Source organism: Streptomyces sp. NPDC037054 (assembly GCF_055606745.1).
In genome coordinates, this window is sequence record NZ_JBVJSJ010000003.1 from 421,072 (window position 1) to 438,965 (window position 17,894).

Genomic DNA, 17,894 nt, shown 5'->3' on the forward strand with positions numbered 1-17,894 from the left:
ACCGGTGTCCTCGGCGGGATCAGTCCCACGGGTTGGTGTCACCGGTGGCCGTCGCGGTGGGGGTCGGGGTGCCCTGCGGAGCGGTCACCCCGGTGCCGGAGGAGACCGGGCCGTCGGCCTGGGCGATCTGGGCGCCGAGGAGCGTGGCGCCGGCGACGGCGATGGTGACGAGAGCGGCGCGGGCGGCGGGAACGAGAGCCATGACGGTGTCCTTCCGGTGGGGCGTCCCGGCCTTTCCGGGGCGCTTCCTTCTTCGTGGGCACCACGCTAGGAACGGCCGGAATCCCGGCACCGGCCCCGGCCTTATCGCCGCGCTATCACGTGCCGGCGGGGACGGGGAGGGCGGGCGATAGCGGCCCGCCGGCCGCGCGCTCGCCGCGGGATGCCCACGGGATAGTCGCCTGCCGACGATGGGGACCAGGGAACGGACCTCTTGTCCCGCCCCCGCCACCCTCCACCGCACCCACCGGGAGCGTCACCATGGACACCCTCGCCGCCCACCCCCTCACCACCCGTCCCGTCTCCGTCCCGGCCGGCGGCCTCGCCGCCGCCCTCGCTCCCGCCCCCGTCCCCGCCCTCGCTCCCGCCCCGCCCGCCGCCGCGCAGGAGACGACACCGATCGGCGCCCTGATCCGCTCCCACCGCCTGCGCATCGGACTCACCCAGCGGGAGCTCGCCGACCTGTCCACGATCAGCGTCCGCGCCATACGCGACCTGGAGCACGGCAAGGCGAGACGGCCCCGCTCGGCCACCGTGCAGCTGGTGGCGGACGCGCTGCGGCTCGGCCCGCGGGCCCGGGCGGCCCTTGAACAAGCGGCGCACCAGGGCCGGTTCATGACGTCGGACCACCAGGAAGCCACGGCGCCGCCCACCGCCCTGCACGCGATGGCGGGCCGCGAGGGCGAGACGGACGTCCTGGTGGCGGAGCTGTCGGGAAGCGGCACGGAGCGGCTGATCACCATGGTGGGCCTGACGGGCGTCGGCAAGACCCGGCTGGCGCTCGCGGTGGCCGAGCGGCTGCACGACGCGGGACTTCCGGTGCTCTGGCACGCCTTCCCCGGCGGCCGTGCCGAGTACCTCGCCCCCCGCGACGAGACCACCGCCGCCGTGGCGGCAGTCGTCGACGACCTCTACGACGCCCCGGGCCACGGCGGGCGCACCGGCACGGGTACCTCGGCAACGACTCTGGTCGAACTGGTGGGCGACGGCGGCGCGTTGCTCGTCCTGGACGGCGCCCCGGCCGCACCGCCCCGGCCCGACCGGCTGACCGCGCTGCTGCGCGCCTGCCCGGGGCTGCGCCTGCTCGTGACCTCGGACGCGCCTTGGCGAGTGCCCGGCGAGCGCGTCTTCCTGCTGTCCCCGCTGGAGGTCCCGGCACGGGCCGCCGCCGACTGCGGTGCCCCGGCCTTGCGGGTGTTCCTTGACCACGTACGCCGGGCGCGGCCGGACTTCGTGGCCGGGCCGGCCGACCTGGAGCGCGCCGCCCGCGTCTGCCGCCTCCTCGACGGGCACCCCGGCGCACTGGCCGCCGTCGCCTCCTGGCTGGTGGTGTACGACCTGCCGACGCTGTGCCACGCCCTGGGCACGGACCCGGCCGCGCTGCTCCACCACCTCGGCGAGGCGGGCGGCGCCGGCGACCTGCGCACCGCGCTGCACGACAGCCTGGCCCGCCTGTCGACCGGCGCGCGCACCCTGCTGGACGCCCTGTGCGCACCCACGGCGGGCCCCCGCGCGAACGCAGGCGCGGACGCGGTCCCCAGCGCGGACAGCGGCGCGCGTCCCGGCGCCGACGACCCGGACCAGGGCCGTGAACTGACCGAACTCGCCGCCCTCACCGGCCTGTCCCTCCCCGAGGCCGGCCGCCTCCTGCGCGAACTGCTGATCAGCGGCGCCGTACGCGCCGAGTACCGGGACGGCGTCTCCTGCTTCCGCGTCCTCGGTCTGGCGCGGGCCGCCTGGGCGCACCCTGCCGCGGCAACTGCCGCCGCCCGCTGACCTGCTCCCGCATTGCCGCACCAACTGCCTCCCCCGGCCGCGGGGCGGGGCTTTGATGACACACGTCCGCAGACGACGACCCGCCAGCCGGCCCCGAACCTCTCGCCGCCCCACGGGTCCCGCCACCCCCGAACCCCTCCCTCGCCACCCCCGATCCCGAGGAGCACCCCCATGTCCCCGAACGCGTCTGAACACGGCACCGCGTACGGGCCCGCCACGGTGCGGCTGCCCATGTCGGCGGCGCAGCGCGACATCTGGATGGCGCACGGACTGGACACCTCGGGCTGCCGCTACAACATCGGGGAGTACCGGGAACTCACCGGCCCGCTGGACGCCGGCCTGGTGGCCTGCTGCTGGTACCGGCTGGCCTGTGAGGCCGACGCGCTCCGCATCCGCGGCGTCGGCTCCGACGAGGACGGCACCCTGTGGCAGGAGGTCCACGCCAAGCCCGTCGGACGGGGCCTGCGGATGGTCGACGTGAGCGACGAGACCGACCCGGTGGCGGCGGCCCGGGCCTGGATGGACGCCGAACTCGCCCGCCCCTTCGACCTCGCGCACGACTGGCTGACCCGCCACGCGCTGATCCGCGCCGGCCGCACCGACGCGGGGGAGGACCGCTGGTTCTACTTCCACTCCTTCCACCACCTCGCCGTGGACGGCATGGGCATCGCGCTGCTGGACCAGCGACTGGTCGAGCTGTACGAGCAGGCCGCCGCGGGACTGCCCTGGGAGGAGTCGCCGTTCGGCAGCCTCGCCGAACTGCTCGCCGAGGACGCCGACTACCGCGCCTCGCAGGACGCCGCGACGGACCGCGCCCACTGGGCCGAGCACTTGGCCGACGCCCGGCCGGCCCCGCGGATCGCCGAGGGCCACACGGCCAAGGCCCGCCCGGGTCACCTGCCGTTCACCCGCCGCACCGTGCTCCTCGGCCCGGAGCGGACCGAGCGGCTGAAGGACCTGGCCCGCGCGCACCGGGCACCGTGGACCATGCTGGTGCTCGCCCTCGTCGCGGCCTACGTCCACCGGATCTCCGGAACGGCCGAACCGGTACTGGCCCTCCCGGTGACCGCGCGCCGCACCGAACTCGCCCGCCGCACACCCGGCATGGCGTCCAACGTCGTCCCGCTGCGCGTACCCGTCCCCGCCGACGCGTCACTCGCCGGACTCCTGGCGACGGTCGTGACCACGGCCCGCCGCGGACTCAAGCACCAGCGGACCCGGTACGAGGACATCTGCCGCGACCTGGGCCTGCCCGAGGGGACCCGGCGCCTCGCCTCACCGCAGGTGAACATCATGGCCTTCAACCCCGGCATGAGCTTCTTCGGCCTGCCGACCGTCCAGCACAACCTCGGCAACGGTCCGGTGGAGGACCTGGCGGTCGGCGTCTACGACCTGGGCCCCGAACACGGTCTGCGCGTCGACTTCGACGCCTCGCCCGAGGTGTGCGACCTCGCCGCCGTCGCCGGCCACCAGGACCGTTTCCTGGCCTTCGTGGAACGGCTCATGACGGCCCCCGAGGACCCGTTGACCGACGTCGAGCTGCTCGACGGGGTGGAGCGGCGGCGGGTGCTGGGGGAGTGGGCGGGTGGCGGTGGGGTGCCGGTGGTGGGGGTGCCGGTGTTGCCGGCGCGGTTCGAGGAGCGGGTGCGGGCGGAGCCGGGGGCGGTGGCGCTCGTCTCGGGCGGGGTGTCGGTGTCGTACGGGGAGCTCAACGCTCGTGCGAACAGGTTGGGTCGTCATCTTCGTGCCCGGGGTGTGGGCCGGGGTGATCTGGTGGGGGTGTTGCTGGACCGGGGTGTGGAGTTCGCGGTCGCGGTGCTTGCTGTGGTGAAGGCCGGTGCCGGGTATGTGGTGCTCGATCCCGAGTTCCCCGACGAGCGGCTGCGGGGCATCGCCGCAGATGCCGGACCGTGCGTGCTGGTCACCGACAGCGTTCACCACACACGTGCGCTCGGTGGCTCGTGGCCCACGGTGCTCGTTGACGGCGACAGCGCGGTGATAGCGGCGTGCGGGTCGTCGGATCTGCGGGTTGCGGTGGGTGGTGAGGATGTCGCGTGTGTGATGTTCACGTCGGGGTCGACGGGGCGTCCGAAGGGGATTTTGTCGACGCATCGCAATCTGGTGTCGACGGTGTCGGGGCAGTCGTATGCGGACTTCGGTCCTGGTGAGGTGTTCCTGCAGTGTTCGCCGGTGTCGTGGGACGCGTTCAGTCTGGAGTTCTGGGGTGCGCTGTTGCACGGTGGTGCGACGGTGCTTCAGCCGGGGCAGCGTCCGGAGCCGGCTGTGGTGGCGGAGCTGGCGGTCCGGCATCGCGTGACGATGCTCCAGCTCTCCTCAAGCCTCTTCAACTATCTGGTTGACGAGCACCCGGAGGCTTTCGCCGATGTCCGGGTGGTGTTCACCGGGGGCGAGCCGGCGTCGCCGACTCACATCCGCAGGCTCTACGGACTGCATCCGCACCTGAGGATCGTCAACGGCTACGGCCCGGCCGAGTCGTTGGGCTTCACGACCACGTACTCGGTGGACGCCGAGGCCGGTGTGGCGGGCGCCGCCGTGCCGATCGGGCGCCCGGTGGCCAACAAGTACGCCTACGTGCTGGACGGGCGTCTGTGTCCGGTTCCGGCCGGTGTCATCGGCGAGGTCTACCTCGCCGGGGAGGGTCTGGCGCACGGCTATCTCGCCCAGTCGGCCGTCACCGCGACCCGGTTCCTGCCCAACCCCTTTGGGGAGCCCGGCAGTCGTCTCTACCGGACGGGTGATCTGGCGCACTGGGACCGTGACGGCAACCTGCACTACGCCGGCCGCACCGACGGCCAGGTCAAGATCCGGGGCTTCCGCATCGAACCCACCGAGATCGAGACCGTGTTGACCACCCACCCCCAGCTCACCCAGGCCGTCGTCCTGGTCACCGACCACCTCACCGCCTACGTGACGGCCGCGCCCGGCGCCTCCGTCACCCCCGCCACCCTGCGGGCCTGGTCGCGCGAGCGGCTGCCCGACCACATGGTCCCCACCCACTTCGCGGTCCTGGACCGGCTGCCGCTCACTCCCAACGGCAAGCTCGACAAGCGGGCGCTGCCGGCCGTCGAGTCGCCCTTGGAGAGCGGAGGCCGGGCGCCGCGCACCGAACTGGAAGAACTCCTGCGGACACTGGTCGGTGAGGTACTGGGCTCGGCCGCGCCCCTGTCCATCGACGACGGCTTCTTCCAGCACGGCGGGCACTCCCTGCTCGCCGCCCGCCTCATCCAGCGCGTCGCGACCACGTGCGGCGTGCGTCTCACCCTCCGCGACGTCTTCCAGCACCCCACCCCCGCCGCCCTCGCACGGCGGATCACCGAGGCGTCCGGCCGTCCGGCGCTGCCCCCGCCGACCCGTGCCGCCGTACACCCCGAGCGGCTGCAGCTCTCCCACGCCCAGCGGCAACTGTGGCTCGTGGCAGGCCTGCACGGCCAGGACACCGCCTACAACGTGCCGATGGCCGTACGGCTGACCGGCGGCGACGTGGACACGGCGGCGCTCAGGGCCGCCGTGGGCGACCTGGTCCGGCGGCACGCACCGCTGCGCACCCGCTTCGCCACCGCCGACGGACAGCCGTACCAGGTCGTCACCCCGCCCGAGGACGCCGCCGCCGACGTGTCCTTCGACGTCCGCGACATCCGCGACGCTGCGCCGGAGACCGCCGAGGCCGAGCTGCGCGCCGCGGCCCGGCACCCCTTCGACCTCGCCGCCGAACACCCCCTGCGGGTCACACTTCTCCGCGAGGGCGACGGACGGTCCACGCTGCTGCTCCTGCTGCACCACATCGCCACCGACGGCCAGTCCCTGCGCCCCCTGTTCGTCGACCTCTCCGCCGCCTACGCCGCCCGCGCGGCAGGCCGGGCTCCCGACTGGCAGCCGCTGCCGCTCGAATACGCCGACTACGCGCTCTGGCAGGGACCCGCGCTGGCCGGCGAGGTGCTCGACGGGCAACTGGCGTACTGGCGAGCAGCGTTGACCGGCATGCCCGAGGAACTCGGCCTGCTGACGGACCGGCCCCGACCCGCGGTCGCCGGGCGGCGCGGCGACGCCGTCCGCCTGGACTTCGGCCGCGACCTGCACAAGCGCGTCCTGGGTCTGGCCCGCGCCGAGAGGTGCACACCGTTCATGGTGCTCCAGGCCGCCCTGGCCGCGACGCTCACCCGACTGGGTGCCGGCACGGACCTCCCGCTCGGGTCGCCCGTCGCGGGCCGCACCGACGAGGCGCTCACGGACCTCGTGGGCTTCTTCGTCAACACGGTCGTACTGCGCACGGACACGTCGGGCGACCCCGCGTTCCGGGAGCTGCTGGCCCGCGTCCGCGCGGCGGACCTCGACGCGTTCGCCCACCAGGACGCCCCCTTCGACCTCGTCGTGGAAGCCGTGAACCCGGCACGCTCGCCGGCCCGGCACCCCCTGTTCCAGATCTGCCTCGCCCTTGAGCAAGGACCGGCTGCGGCCCCGGACTTCCCCGGTCTGCGAGCCGGACCCGCGGAGCCCCTGGCCACCGGGTCGGTCAAGTTCGACCTGGAGTTCCTGCTCACCGCCGACGACGACACCGGCCTGACCGGGGCCGTCCTCTACAGCTCCGACCTGTACGACCGGGCAACCGTCGAGCACATGGTGCGCATGCTGGAACGGGTGCTGGAGCACGCGGTGACCGCCCCGGAAGCCCTCCTCTCCGAACTCGAGCTGCTCGACGGGGTGGAGCGGCGGCAGGTGCTGGGGGAGTGGGCCGGTGGCGGTGCGGTGCCGGTGTCGGGGGTGCCCGTGCTGCCGGCGCGGTTCGAGGAGCGGGTGCGGGTGCGGCCGGAGGCGGTGGCGCTCGTGTCGGGTGGGGTGTCGGTGTCGTACGGAGAGCTGAACTCCCGTGCGAACCGGCTCGCTCGTCATCTTCGTGCCCGTGGCGTCGGCCGGGGTGATCTGGTCGGTGTGCTGCTGGACCGGGGTGTGGAGTTCGCGGTCGCGTTGCCGGCTGTGGTGAAGGCCGGTGCCGGGTATGTGGTGCTCGATCCCGAGTTCCCCGACGAGCGGCTGCGGGGCATCGCCGCAGACGCCGGGCTGCGCCTGCTGGTCACGGACACGGTTCACCGTGGCCGGCTCACCGACGAGGCCCTGGGCCGTGTCCTGGTTGACGGCGACAGCGCGGTGATAGCGGCGTGCGAGTCGTCGGATCTGCGGGTTGCGGTGGGTGGTGAGGATGTCGCGTGTGTGATGTTCACGTCGGGGTCGACGGGGCGTCCGAAGGGGATTCTGTCGACGCATCGCAATCTGGTGTCGACGGTGTCGGGGCAGTCGTATGCGGACTTCGGTCCTGGCGAGGTGTTCCTGCAGTGTTCGCCGGTGTCGTGGGACGCGTTCAGTCTGGAGTTCTGGGGTGCGCTGTTGCACGGTGGTGCGACGGTGCTTCAGCCGGGGCAGCGTCCTGAGCCGGCTGTGGTGGCGGAGCTGGCGGTCCGGCATCGCGTGACGATGCTCCAGCTCTCCTCAAGCCTCTTCAACTACCTCACGGACGAGCATCCGGAGACGTTCGGCACGGTCCGGGTCGTCTTCACCGGCGGTGAACCCGCGTCGCCCACCCACATCGGCCGGCTCCACGGACTGCATCCGCACCTGAGGATCGTCAACGGCTACGGCCCCGCGGAGTCCCTCGGCTTCACCACGACCCATGCGGTGGACCCGGAGGCCGCCCCGGATGTGAGCGTGCCGATCGGGCGCCCGGTGGCCAACAAGTACGCCTACGTGCTGGACGGGCGTCTGCGTCCGGTTCCGGCCGGTGTCATCGGCGAGGTCTACCTCGCCGGGGACGGTCTGGCGCACGGCTATCTCGCCCAGTCGGCCGTCACCGCGACCCGGTTCCTGCCCAACCCCTTCGGGGAGCCAGGCAGTCGTCTCTACCGGACGGGTGATCTGGCGCACTGGGACCGTGACGGCAACCTGCACTACGCGGGCCGCACCGACGGTCAGGTCAAGATCCGGGGCTTCCGCATCGAACCCACCGAGATCGAAACCGTGTTGACCACCCACCCCCAGCTCACCCAGGCCGCGTTGGCGATCCACCCGGACGGCGACGGAACGCCCCAACTCGTCGCCTACACCGTGGCCCACGACCCGGCCGGTGCCGAACCGCAGGACATCCGGCGCTGGTTGCGCGAGCGGCTGCCCGACCACATGGTGCCGGCGTTCGTCGTGCCGATGGAGCGGCTGCCGCTCACCCCCAACGGAAAGATCGACAAGCGTGCGCTGCCCGCCCCGAGGGCCGTGGCGTCCACCGGCGGCCGGGCCCCGCGCACGCCTCTCGAAGGGACCGTCCTCGACGCGTTCACCGAGGCGCTGGCCGCGGCCGGACCGCTGACGATCGACGACGACTTCTTCGAGCACGGCGGGCACTCCCTGCTCGCCGCCCGCCTCACGCACCGGCTCGGGGACGCGCTCGGCGTGACCCTGACCCTCCGCGACGTCTTCCAGCACCCCACGCCGGCCGCCCTCGCCCAGTGCGTCGAGTCCCGGCAGGCGGCCGGAGCCACCAAGCCCCGGCGGGCCCGGCCCGCGCTGCGCCGCCGCACCACCGACCAGGAACGGAGATCCTCATGACCGCCCCGACCGACCCGAACGGCCTCACCGTCACCGACCCGACCGCCCCGGCCGACTCGAACGGCCTCACCGACCACGCCCCGTACGCCCTGGACGAAACGGGACCCGCGCCCGACGACGTCGTGTGGGACCTCCCCGGCGAGGGCCCGCAGCGCACCACGCTCCTGGTCCTGCCGCACGCCGGCGGCAACGCCCACGGCTACGCCGACTGGCGCGAGCACCTCCCCGCCGACGTACGGCTGCTGATCGGCCAGTACCCGGGGCGCGGCGCCCGCTACGCCGAGGACCTGCCGCGCGACATCGCGGACCTGGCCGGGCCGGTGGCCGCGTGCCTGCCCGACGGCGTCACCGACGACCTGGTGGTGCTGGGCCACAGCATGGGCTCCCTCGTCGCCTTCGAGGTCGTACGGCTGCTCCAGGCGGCCGGCCGCACCCCGCGGGCCCTGATCGCCTCCGCGTGCCGGGCGCCGTTCCTCGCCAACCCCGCCGTGGTCCACCCCGAGCGGCTCGACGACGACCAGCTGGTGGCCGCCATCAAGGAGCGCGGCGGCACCGACGACGGCATCCTCGACGACCCGGAGCTGCGCGAGATCGTCATCCCGTCCATCCGCGCCGACTTCGCCATCGACGACGTGTACCAGTGCGCGGCGGCCGAGGCCCGCGTGGACTGCCCGGTGACCGTGATCGGCGGGGACGCCGACCCGGTGGCGCCCGCGGACTCGCTGCACCACTGGTCCGCCGTCACCGACCACTGCTTCGCCCACCACGTCCTGCCGGGCGGCCACTTCTACTACCAGGACCGGCTCCCGGAGTTCTTCACGCTGCTGTCCACGGTGCTCGACGGCCACGTCACGGCCACCGTCACCGCCACCGCGGCCTGAGCCCGCGAGCACTTCTCCCTCTCCCTGCGACCGCGCAGACGTTCTCACCCCGAGGAATCCTCATGACCATTCACGCAGACGCCCCCGCCCTCGCCTCCTTCGCCCCGGACCCGGTCGTCCCGGTCCGTGAGCCCGGCAAGCCCGTCGTCGTGCACGTCCCCGCCACCGCCGGCCTCGACGAGGCGGTGAGCTGGCTGACCGCCCACCGCGACGCGATCCAGACCGAGCTGCACCGCTCGGGCGCCGTCCTGCTGCGCGGCCTGCCCGTGCACGACGCCGCGAGCTTCGCCGCCGCACGCGACGCGCTGATCAGCCGCCGCGCCGGCTACAAGGAGAAGGCCACCCCGCGCACCGACTTCGGCGAGGGCGTGTTCTCCTCCACCGACCTGCCCGCCGTCCAGCCGATCCGGCTGCACAACGAGAACAGCTACACCCTGGACTTCCCCGGCGTGCTGCTGTTCGGCTGCGTGACCGCGCCCGAGGAGGGCGGCGCCACCACGGTCGGCGACATGCGCGAGGCGCTGCGGCTGCTGCCGCCGGAACTGGTCGCCCGCTTCGAGAAGACGGGCTGGCTGCTGGTCCGCAACTACTCCGAGCTGGCCGGCCTGCCGTGGTACCGGACCTTCGCCACCGAGGACAAGGCGGTCGCCGAGGCGTACTGCACGGACAACACCGTCGGGTACGAGTGGCTGGACGACGACTCCCTCGTCACACGCCAGCGCCGCTCCGCGATCATCACGCACCCCGTGACGGGCGAACGCTGCTGGTTCAACCACTTCGCGTTCTGGAACAGCCGCACCCTCGACCCGGACGTCCGCGAGGTGCTCGTGGAGACGTACGGAGAGGACGGCCTGCCGTTCAACACCTACCTCGGTGACGGCAGCCGCCTCACCGACGAGGAGGTCGACGCCGTCAACGCCGTCTACGACCGGGTCACCGTGCGGGAGACCTGGCAGGAGGGCGACGTGATGCTGGTCGACAACCTGCTGTGCGCCCACGGCCGCGAGGCGTTCAAGGGCGACCGGAAGATCCTCGTCGCCATGGGCGAGCCGATCGCGCTCGCCGACTGCGCCCCCACCTCCCAGCCGTCCACCACCGTTCACACCGGAGAGTGACCACCGCCATGACCGCCGTCCTCCCCGAGCGCACCCGCACCGCGCCCGACACCGCGCCCGACACCGTCCCGCACCCGCCCTTCGCCGACCTGCTGGACCGCCTGGCCCTCGCGCCCGCCGACCGAACGGCCGTGGTCGCCGCCGACCGTGACCTGTCCTTCGCCGCGCTGCGCGCCGAGGCCATGCGCGTCGCCGGCCGGCTCGCCGCGCGCGGCATCGGACCCGAGAGCGTCGTGGCGCTCTGCCTGCCGCGCGGCGCGGACCTGGTTGCCGCGCTGATCGGCACCCTCACCGCGGGCGCCGCCTACCTGCCCGTCGACCCGAAGCTCCCGGCCGACCGCCGCCGCTACCTGATCGAGGACTCCGGCGCCGACCTCGTCGTCACCGCCGACGGCACGTACGCGGCACCCGGTACCTCTGAGGTGCCCAGTACCTCCGAGGCACCTGGTACCTCTGAGGCGCCCGGTCCTTCCGAGGTGCCCGCCGGCTCCGACGCGCCCGCCGCTCCGCACATCGCCGTCCGCGACCTCCTCGCCCCCGGGGACACCGCCGACCCCGGCCCGGCCTACCGGCCCGTGCCCGTCAGCGGCGGCAACCTCGCGTACGTCATCTACACCTCCGGCTCCACCGGCCGCCCCAAGGGCGTCGAGATCGGCCGTGCCGCCGCCTCCGCCCTGCTCGCCGAACTGGAGTCCGAGGGCATCGCCGCCCCCGGCCTCGGCCGGGTCGGCTGGAACGCCTCGCCGTCCTTCGACGCCTCCGTGCAGCAGTGGACCCGCCTGTGCCGCGGCGACACGCTCGTCATGATCGACGACGAGACCCGCGCCGACCCCGTACTGCTGGCCGGGTTCGTGGCCGAGCAGCGCCTGACCGACCTGGACATCACCCCCTCGCACGCCGAGCCGCTGCTCGACCTGCTCACCCCCGACGACGGCCACCGCCCCCTGACGCTGCTGATCGGCGGCGAGGCGATCAGCCCCGCCCTGTGGCGCCGCATCGGCGACCAGGTCGCCGCCGGGACGCTGCGCGCCGTCAACCTGTACGGGCCCACCGAGTGCACCGTCGACTCCACCGCCGGCTGGATCGACGCCGCCGACGAGCCGCACATCGGGTCGGTGCTGCCCGGCCTGCGCATGCGGGTGCTCGACGAGAAGCTGAACCCGGTCCCGGCCGGCGGCAGCGGCGAACTGTACCTGGCCGGTCCGCGCGTGGGCCGGGGCTACCGGCGCCGCCCGGCCCTCACGGCGGAACGGTACGTGCCCGACCCGACGGGCGACGGCGGCCGCATGTACCGCACCGGCGACCGCGTCCGGCTCCTCCCGGAAGGCCGGCTGGCCTACCTCGGACGCGCCGACGGCCAGATCAAACTGCGCGGCCACCGCATCGAACTCGCCGAGATCGAGGCCGCGTTGACGGCGCTGCCCGGCATCGCCGAAGCCGTCGTCGTGCTGCGCGACGAGGTCAACGGCGCCCCCGGCCTGGTGGCCTACCACCGCCCGCGGGACCCGGCCCGCACGGCAGACCCGGCCCAGCTGCGCGACCGCCTCGCCGCCGGACTGCCCGCCTACATGGTGCCCGCCGCGTTCGTCGCCGTGGACCGCTTCGCCACCACCACCCAGGGCAAGCTCGACAAGGCCGCGCTGCCCGCCCCGACGGCCGGCGAGGCCCCCGCCGAAGCCGCCGGCCCGGCGCTCAGCCCTTCCCAGGCACTGATCGCCGGCGTGTGGTCCACCGTGCTCGGCAAGACCGGCATCGGCCCCGACGACAACTTCTTCAAGCTCGGCGGCCACTCCCTGCTCGCCATCAAGCTGGCCTCGCGCGTACGCGCCGAGCTAGGCGTCACCCTCCCCGTCAAGGCCGTCTACGCCAACCCCCGGCTGCGCGACCTGGCCGTCCACATCGACACGCTCGTCGCCGCCGCGGCGGGCCAGGACACGTAAAGGACGATGACCGTGATCCCGCTGTCGTTCGCCCAGCGCCGGCTGTGGTTCCTGGGCCGCCTGAACGGACCCTCCGCCGCCTACAACGCCCCCGTCGTGCTCCACCTCGACGCCGTCCCGGACACCGGCGCGCTCCGGGCCGCCCTGGCCGACGTGGTCGAGCGGCACGAGGTGCTGCGGACGGTCCTCACGGCAGACGCCGACGGGGAGCCGTACCAGCACGTCCGGGAGGCCGGCGCCGTCGGCCCCCTCACCGTCGAGGACACCCGGCCCGGCGAACGCGACGAGGCCGTCGCCGCGTTCGTCCGGCAGGCGATCGACATCCAGTCCCAGCCACCCCTGCTCGCCCGGCTGTTCCGGACCGGCGACGACACCCCGGGCGCGTCGGACGCCCGGGGCGCCGCGACCCTCGTGCTGCTGATCCACCACGTCGCCACCGACGGCTGGTCCCTGCGGCCGCTGCTGCGCGACCTGGCAGCCGCGTACGACGCGCGCCGCGCGGGCCGCGCCCCGGGCTGGGAGCCGCTGCCCGTGCAGTACACGGACTACACCCTGTGGCAGCACGACATGCTCGGCGACCCGGACGACCCGGAGAGCCTGGCCGCCGAGCAACTCGCCTTCTGGCGCGACGCCCTGACCGGCGCGCCACCCGTGATCACCCTGCCGGCCGACCGGCCCCGCCCCGCGGAACCGTCCGGGCGCGGCGCCACCGTCACCGGCCGGCTCGACGCGGCGGCGCACGGCGGGCTGCTGGCCCTGGCCCGCGGCCGGCGGGCCACCCTGACGATGGTGGCCCGCGCCGCGCTCGCGGCGACGCTCGGCGCGGCCGGAGCGGGCGAGGACGTGGTGATCGGGACGCCCGTCGCGGGCCGCCCCGAACAGGACCTGTACGAACTGGTCGGGTTCTTCGTCAACTCCCTCGCCCTGCGCACCGACCTGTCGGACGCCCCGACCGTGGCCGGACTCGTGGACCGCGTCCGCGACACCGACCTGGCCGCCTACGAGCACCAGGACCTGCCGTTCGACGTGCTGGTGGAGAAGCTGGCACCCGAACGGGCCCTGGGACACCACCCGTTCTTCCAGGTGATGCTGACCGTCGCGGCGGACGGCACCGAGGCCGGAACGGTCCGGCTGGCCGACGGCATCACCGGCCGTACCGCCGAAACGGGCCTGGACGCCGCCAAGTTCGACCTGACCTGGTACTGCGCCGAGCAGCACACCGCCGACGGCCGCCCGGACGGCGTCACCGTCGCCGTCACCTATGCCGAGGACCTCTTCGACGAGGCCACCGCCCGCCTCCTGCTCGGCGCGTTCCTGAAGACCCTCGCCGCCTTCGCCGACGAACCCCTGCGCCGCGTGCCCGACCTGGGCACGTTCACCGCCGAGGAACGCGGCGCCCTCGCGGCACGGTGCGAGCGGGCCGGACGGGTGGCACCCACCGGCAACGACGGGCCCGCGCCGGTACGGGCCGACGTCCTCACCCCGCGCGAGGAGATCCTGTGCGGACTGTTCGCCGAGGTGCTCGGCCGCGAATCCGTCGCCGCCGACGCCAACTTCTTCCGCAGCGGCGGCCATTCCCTGCTCGCCGGCAGGCTCGTCAACCGTGTGCGCGGCGCGCTCGGCGTCCAGCTCGGCATCCGCGACCTGTTCCTCGCCCCGAGCCCCGCCGCACTGCACCGGCGGCTCACCGAAACGGCCGACGGCGCCGGAACCTCCGACCGGCCCGCGCTGACCGCCGTACCCGCGGCGGAACGCCCGACCCCGCTCCCGCTGTCGGCCGCGCAGCGCGCCCTGTGGCTGCTCGGCCGCATCGAGGGCACCACCGCCCGCTACAACGCGCCGCTCGTGCTGCGCCTGGACGCCGTGCCCGACCGGCGGGCGCTGACCGCCGCGCTCGCCGACGTCCGCGAACGGCACGAGGTGCTGCGGACGGTGTACGGCTCCGAGGCCGGCGAGCCCCACCAGCGGGTGCTGCCCGCGGCCCTCTGCCCCGGCGGAGTCCCGGAGTGGGAGGAGTGTCCGGCCGCCGAGACCGACGCGCGGGTCGCCGCCTTCGGTCGTGAGCAACTCGACCTCACGGCCGAAGGGCCCCTGCGGGTACGGGTGTTCCTCCCGGACGACGGCACGGCCGTGCTCGTGCTGCTCATGCACCACATCGCCACCGACGGCTGGTCCCTGGCGCCGCTGCTGCGCGACCTGGGCGCGGCGTACGAGGCACGGCTCGCCGGCCGGGCACCGCAGTGGCGGGCCCTGCCCGTGCAGTACGCCGACTTCGTCCTGTGGCAGCGCGCGCTGCTGTCCGGATCCGCCCACGAGCGGCTCCTGTCCTTCTGGCGGCGGACCCTGGACGGCCTGCCCCCGCGCACCGATCTGCCGTACGACCGGCCACGCCCGGCGGAACCGACCGGGCGCGGGGCGGCGGTCACCGCGACACTGGACGCGGGCACCCACCGGGCCCTGACGGCGCTGGCGCGGGAACGGCGGGCCAGCCTGTTCATGGTGGCCCGCGCGGCACTCGCCGCCGCGCTGTCCGCCGCCGGAGCAGGAGACGACCTCGCGATGGGCACGCCCGCCGCCGGCCGCTCCCACCAGGACCTGCACGACCTCGTCGGCTGCTTCGTCAACTCCCTCGTGCTGCGCGCCGACCTGTCCGGCGACCCGGCCGTGGGTGAACTGGTCGACCGGGTCCGCGACGCCGACCTGGCCGCCTTCGACCACCAGGACCTGCCCTTCGACCTCATCGTGGAGGAACTCGGGGATCCGGACCGGGCGTTGGGCGAACACCCCTTCTTCCAGGTCATGCTGACCGTGCAGGAGGCCGCCGCCGAACGAGCCGCGCTCGGCGCGCTCACCGCCGAGGCCACGAGCACCGACCTGGGCGCCGCCAAGTTCGACCTCTCCTTCCACTGCGCCGTGCGGCGCACCCCGGACGGCGGGCCCGCCGGTCTTGACCTGCACCTCCAGTACGCCCGCGACCTGTTCGACGCGGGCACGGCCGCCACCCTCCTGGACGTGTTCGCACGGGCGCTGCGGGCCTTCGCCGCCGACGGCGCCACGGCGGTGCACCTGTCCCGACTGCCGCTGGTCACGGCCGAGGAGGACCGCGCTCTCGCGGCCCGCCGCAAGGCCCTCACGGTGGCCGCCGCCCCCGCGCCCGGCGACGTTGGCGGCGACCCCCACAACCCCCGCGTGGAGATCCTCACCGGCCTGTTCGCCGAAGCTCTCGGCAGGGGCGAGGAGTTCACCGCCCGCAGCAACTTCTTCAAGTCCGGCGGGCACTCCCTGCTCGCCGGGAAACTCGCCAACCGCGTACGCTCCGTCCTCGGCGTCGACGTGGGCATCCGCGACCTGTTCCTCGCCCCCACCCCCGCCGCCCTCCACCGGCGCCTCACCGAACACGGCACGGACACGGCGGCCAGGCCGGCACCCACGGCGGTGCCCCCGGCCGAACGCCCCGAGCGACTGCCCCTGTCGTACGCCCAGCGCCGACTCTGGTTCGTCGACCAGCTCCAGGGACCCTCCGCCACCTACAACATCGCCCTCGTACGGCAGTTGGACCGGCACCTCGACCCGATGACCCTCGCCGACGCGCTCGCCGACGTCGCCGAACGGCACGAGGTGCTGCGCACGGTCTACGGCACCGAAGGCGGCGAGCCCCACCAGCGCGTACTGGAACACGCCCGCCCCCACCTCGAACTGGGCCGGCCCGCGGACGTCGCGGCGGCCGTCGACGCCGCCGCCGCGCACGTCTTCGACCTGGCCCGGGACATCCCGCTGCGGGCCTGGCTGTTCCACCCGCAGGGCGCGGGTCCGCAGACCCTCGTGCTGCTGCTGCACCACATCGCCGCCGACGGCTGGTCCACCGGACCGCTGCTCGCCGATCTCTCCGCCGCCTACGAGGCCCGCGCCGCGGGCCGGACACCGGACGGAGCGGCGCTGCCCCTCCAGTACGCCGACTACACCCTGTGGCAGCACGGACTCCTCGCGGACGGCGGAGCCGATCCGGACCTGCGCTTCTGGGAGGGCGCCCTGGCGGGCCTGCCGCCGCTGACCGACCTGCCGACGGACCGGCCCCGGCCCGCCCTGCCCTCCGGCCGCGGCGCGCTCACCGGGTTCACGGTCCCCGCCGCCACCCACCGCGCCCTCGCCCGCACGGCACGGGCCCGGGGAGCCACCCTGTTCATGGCCGTGCAGGCCGCCCTCGCCGCGTGCCTGACCCGGCTCGGCGCGGGCACCGACCTCGCGATCGGCACGAGCGTCGCGGGACGCTCCGACGACGCGCTGTCCGGGCTGGTCGGCTTCTTCGTCAACACCCTCGTGCTGCGCACCGACACCTCGGCCGACCCCGACTACGGGACGCTGCTGGACCGGGTCCGCGACGCCGACCTGGCCGCCTACGACCACCAGGACCTGCCCTTCGACCTGCTGGTGGAGCACCTCAACCCGCACCGCTCCGCCGCGCACCACCCGCTGGTGCAGGTCATGCTCCGGCTCGACACCCTGTCCGGCACGGGCACGGCGCCCACCGGTCCCCTGGCCGGCACCGAGCTCGCCCACCGGTCGGGCACCGCCAAGTCGGACCTGACGTTCGCGCTGACGGAACAGCCCGACGGCACCCTCGCCGGCGTACTGGAGTACGCCACGGACCTGTACGGGCCCTCCGGGGCGACGCGGCTGACGGAGCTGCTGACGACGGCGCTGGACCTGTTCGCCGCCGACCCGGGGGCCCGCGTCACGGACCTGCCCGCCCCGCCCGACCGGCGCGGCGAGCGGCCCGTGGCCAACGGCTACCGGATCGACGTGCGGCACGTGGCGGCGGTCCTGGGCGACCACCCGCGGGTGCGCGAGGCCGACGTCCGCGTCGAGGCCGACCGGGTCACGGCACGGGTGACGGGTCCGGCCGTCACGGAGGCCGAACTCCAGGCGTGGGCCGCCGAACGCCTCCCGGAGTACATGGTGCCGGCCGCCGTCACCCTGGCCGGGCCGGCGCCGGAACCGGCCGCCGAGGACGCGCCGGGCCCGGGGGAGACCCTGCTCACGGGCGTGCTCCGGCTGTTCGCCGAGGTGCTCGACGGGCGTGCCATGGGCCCCGGCGACAACTTCTTCAAGGCGGGCGGTCACTCCCTGCTGGCGGTCCGCCTGGTCAACCGGATCCGGACGGATCTGGGCCGCGAACTGACCCTGCGGGAAGTGTTCCGCCACCCGACCCCGGCGAAGCTCGCCGCCCACCTGGCGGCAGGCACCGGCCCGTCCGGGGCCGGCCCGGTACCGCCGACGCCACCACCCCTGCGCCGCCGTACCCGGGGCGGCACCCCGGCCCACCGGCTGTAGCCCACCGGCCGCAGGGCCACCGG

General features: G+C 74.4%; 7 protein-coding genes. 6 read left to right on the plus strand and 1 reads right to left on the minus strand.

Annotation, left to right across the window (positions count from 1 at the left end; translation table 11 throughout):
- Window positions 1-19: 19 nt before the first annotated feature.
- A complete protein-coding gene (locus tag ACZ7D7_RS10310; protein ID WP_470823573.1) occupies window positions 20-202 on the minus strand; it encodes a hypothetical protein in 183 nt (60 codons plus the stop codon).
- A 278-nt stretch (window positions 203-480) separates the two neighbouring features.
- Between ACZ7D7_RS10310 and ACZ7D7_RS10315 the strand changes: the two genes are divergently transcribed.
- From ACZ7D7_RS10315 to ACZ7D7_RS10340, 6 genes are all read left to right on the plus strand, one after another.
- Entirely contained in the window at window positions 481-1,995 is a 1,515-nt protein-coding gene (locus ACZ7D7_RS10315; RefSeq protein ID WP_470823574.1) for a helix-turn-helix domain-containing protein, read from the plus strand.
- Window positions 1,996-2,166: 171 nt separating this feature from the next.
- The gene (locus ACZ7D7_RS10320; RefSeq protein WP_470823575.1) at window positions 2,167-8,604 is read left to right on the plus strand and encodes an amino acid adenylation domain-containing protein; all 6,438 of its coding nucleotides are present in this window, start codon (window positions 2,167-2,169) and stop codon (window positions 8,602-8,604) included.
- An 89-nt stretch (window positions 8,605-8,693) separates the two neighbouring features.
- Window positions 8,694-9,485 carry a thioesterase II family protein gene (locus tag ACZ7D7_RS10325; RefSeq protein ID WP_470823699.1) on the plus strand — a complete coding sequence of 264 codons (792 nt, stop codon included), beginning with the start codon at window positions 8,694-8,696 and terminating at the stop codon, window positions 9,483-9,485.
- 62 nt (window positions 9,486-9,547) lie between these two features.
- Entirely contained in the window at window positions 9,548-10,600 is a 1,053-nt protein-coding gene (locus ACZ7D7_RS10330; protein ID WP_470823576.1) for a TauD/TfdA family dioxygenase, read from the plus strand.
- A complete protein-coding gene (locus ACZ7D7_RS10335; RefSeq protein ID WP_470823577.1) occupies window positions 10,597-12,540 on the plus strand; it encodes a non-ribosomal peptide synthetase in 1,944 nt (647 codons plus the stop codon). The genes ACZ7D7_RS10330 and ACZ7D7_RS10335 overlap by 4 nt, the downstream gene beginning before the upstream one ends.
- Before the next feature lie 12 nt (window positions 12,541-12,552).
- Complete coding sequence (locus ACZ7D7_RS10340) at window positions 12,553-17,871, plus strand: condensation domain-containing protein (RefSeq protein WP_470823701.1); 5,319 nt, start codon at window positions 12,553-12,555, stop codon at window positions 17,869-17,871.
- Window positions 17,872-17,894 lie beyond the last annotated feature (23 nt).

What these genes read in the sequence shown, in the direction of transcription:
- ACZ7D7_RS10330 (WP_470823576.1), top strand. Translation starts at nt 9,548, where the DNA reads ATGACCATTCACGCAGACGCCCCCGCCCTCGCCTCCTTCGCCCCGGAC.
- ACZ7D7_RS10315 (WP_470823574.1), top strand. Translation starts at nt 481, where the DNA reads ATGGACACCCTCGCCGCCCACCCCCTCACCACCCGTCCCGTCTCCGTC.
- ACZ7D7_RS10320 (WP_470823575.1), top strand. Translation starts at nt 2,167, where the DNA reads ATGTCCCCGAACGCGTCTGAACACGGCACCGCGTACGGGCCCGCCACG.
- ACZ7D7_RS10310 (WP_470823573.1), bottom strand. Translation starts at nt 202, where the DNA reads ATGGCTCTCGTTCCCGCCGCCCGCGCCGCTCTCGTCACCATCGCCGTC.